Raw genomic sequence first — 2,514 nt, 5'->3', positions numbered from 1 at the left:
GGGGACCCTTCTATGGCTTCTGGTCAAGTCGCGGCGCAGGACGCTCGCAGCGTCTGTCGTCGTCGGGGGCGATGACGCGCGGAGAACGTTCTCGAGGCTGTCGAGCTACGAGGTGCGCCTGGGACGACCCGGAGTCGTCGAGGCGTGCAGGCCGTATCTCAATCGGTCGGTCAAATTCCGCAGGCATTGACGTAACGCGGTCGGTTCAGCTCTTCCTCTCCCTCGGGCGGATCGAGAAAAGCTCTTGTGGGGTGCAGTCGAGGGCGTCGCAGATCAGGGTGAGTGTGGTGAAGCGGATCGCACGGGCTCGGTTGTTCTTGAGGATGGAGAGATTCGCCATGGTGGCCCCCGTGCGAACGGAGAGTTCAGTAAGCGTGATCCCCCTCGCGGCCAGGACATCGCTGAGATGGCACTCGATCCGATGAGCCTCGTCTGAACCGTCGACGTCACGGTCGTCTCGGTCAGACAACTCCTTCGACCTCGCGCTCGAGCTTTCCGCCTGCCCTGAATGCTGCGGCGAGGGCGAACGAGACCAGTCCGGCCACGAGCATGACGATGGGCCACTGCGGGACGCTCCAAGTGACGACGTCGTATTCACCACCCAAGACGGCAGCTCGTTGCGCCGCTGCCGCGCTGCTGCCGTCGAACGACCCGAGACGTGCAACCAAGTAGATGGTCGCGGCCGTGGCTGCCAGCCCCTGTGCCACACCACCGATGAGGAGCGCGAGACTCAGGCCGCGCCAACTACTCACGACGAAGGGGTCGAATGGGCGCGCGACGGCGACACCTCGGAGGACCCGGAGGAGGAACACCGTTGCGAGGACGATTGTCGCCGCTTGCAGCAGACTCGGCAGCCCACCGAGGAGGCGGAGAAGCGGGTCGGCGTCGACCAGAGTGCCGGTTGCGCCGGCGCGTAGCTCGGCCTGCTTGATCTGCGGAAGGCTGGTGAGCGGCAAGCGCCCGTCCGCGCCGCCGAAGGCGAACAGGCTTCCCATCGCCACCGTGATCCCCTGCGTCAACGCGCCCAATGTCGAGAACATTGCGACGATCAGAACGCCAGCGCGCGCCACGCGGAAGACCCTCGGCCGCTCCTGTACCGACCCGCTGACGATGACGTGGTTCGCTCCCATGATCGCTCCTTATCGATTTTCAATGTTATTGATTTTCGATACTACGCATCAGATCGCTGCCGTCAACCCGGACAGCTGCATCCCAGGAACGGCGCCGACCATCCTCGCCTGTAACGCCTTGAACAGCTCGCGGGCGATGTATCGCTTCAGACTCCGTCGTATCTCACGCGTGGTGCGACCCTCGGCCGTGCGTCGGTCAACGTAGGCGCGCGTGCGGGCGTCCGAAACCATCCGAACCCTGGCGATGACATCCAGGGCCCGGTTGAGTTGCCGGTCACCGCCTCGGTTCAGCCGGTGCCGAATCGTGTTCCCCGACGATGCTGGGATCGGACTCACCCCTGCCAGGGATGCGAAAGCAGCTTCGCTACGCACCCGACCCGGGTGCGAGAACGCCGCGACGGCGACCGCGGCTGTGACCGGCCCCACTCCGTAAATCTGCTGCAATCCAGGTGCGAGAAGCTCCACAAGCTCGGCTAACGAGTCACGGTTCTTCCGCATCTCGTGACCGAGCTCGATCACGGTGGAAGCCAATCGGACCGCTTCCGCTCGGATGATGCGCTCGGCAACATCTGGGCGTTCCACGTCCAGACCAGCGAGTTGCTGCACGCCGCGGTCGGTGAGTGCGCGTCTGGTGTCGAGTCCAAAGTCGGCGGTGCGGACCAGCGCGTTGAGCTGATTCCGTGCGCTCGTGCGACGGATCTCCATGTCGCGACGAGCGTCGAGCGTCACGCGGAGCGCGTTGCGTAGCCCGTCGACTTTCGGGCGGATCAGTGCGTCAAGCTCGATGCCCATCGCCGAGGTCGCTGCAGCGACCGCGTCGATCTCATCGGACTTGCCGCGGACGCGGCTCGACTTCTTCGGCGGTCGAACCTCGCAGAACACGATCCCGTCGCGCTGCAACGCCCGGCCCAACGATGCCCCGTACGAGCCGGTGCCCTCCATCGCGAACAACACCGATCCGCTCGTTACGCTTTCGACCCAGGCGATCGCTCTGTCGATCGCCGCCGCCGTTACCGGGAATGCTCTTGTCCCGAGGATCTCGCCCGTCTTGGTGGCGACGATCGCGTAAGTGTGGGTGCGGGCGTGGGTGTCGACTCCGACGACGTGGTCATAGCGGTGGGCGACGATCATGCGGCCTCTTCTCCTCAGGGGTCATCCAGGTGGGATGCGCCGCGGAGGCATCTCTCTAACGAGTCACGCGGCCGAAGTCGCGGACAACCTTCTATCAAGCCATCGCAGCGTCACGCCGGTACTGGCTCGCTCGGCCGGACAGGTCCCCAGCAAGACACAGCGGTCAAGAGTGTGATGAGTCACGCCCGAGCAAGCCAGAACCAGCCTGACAGCCGGCACCAGGCCAGCCGAGATCATTAGAGAGTGTGAGGGG

At 64.8% G+C, this 2,514-nt stretch carries 3 protein-coding genes; all 3 read right to left on the bottom strand.

The annotated features are described in order from the left end of the window. Positions 1-205: 205 nt before the first annotated feature. From C5C37_RS16980 to C5C37_RS16970, 3 genes are read right to left on the bottom strand one after another with little or no spacing between them, the layout of a single operon-like run. Complete coding sequence (locus C5C37_RS16980) at positions 206-469, bottom strand: helix-turn-helix transcriptional regulator (protein WP_104339340.1); 264 nt, start codon at positions 467-469, stop codon at positions 206-208. Beyond that, positions 462-1,130, bottom strand: a complete 669-nt coding sequence (locus C5C37_RS16975) for a hypothetical protein (protein ID WP_104339339.1) — start codon at positions 1,128-1,130, stop codon at positions 462-464. The genes C5C37_RS16980 and C5C37_RS16975 overlap by 8 nt, the downstream gene beginning before the upstream one ends. A 48-nt stretch (positions 1,131-1,178) precedes the next feature. After that, on the bottom strand, positions 1,179-2,261 hold the full coding sequence (locus tag C5C37_RS16970; protein WP_104339338.1) for an IS110 family transposase: 1,083 nt from the start codon (positions 2,259-2,261) through the stop codon (positions 1,179-1,181). Between the last annotated feature and the right edge of the window lie 253 nt (positions 2,262-2,514).

Source organism: Rathayibacter sp. AY1F9 (assembly GCF_002932155.1).
In the GTDB taxonomy this organism is placed as follows: domain Bacteria; phylum Actinomycetota; class Actinomycetes; order Actinomycetales; family Microbacteriaceae; genus Rathayibacter.
The sequence above is the reverse complement of the archived record's forward strand: the minus strand, read 5'-3'. Positions and strand labels throughout refer to the sequence as shown.

What these genes read in the sequence shown, in the direction of transcription:
- C5C37_RS16970 (WP_104339338.1), bottom strand. Translation starts at nt 2,261, where the DNA reads ATGATCGTCGCCCACCGCTATGACCACGTCGTCGGAGTCGACACCCAC.
- C5C37_RS16975 (WP_104339339.1), bottom strand. Translation starts at nt 1,130, where the DNA reads ATGGGAGCGAACCACGTCATCGTCAGCGGGTCGGTACAGGAGCGGCCG.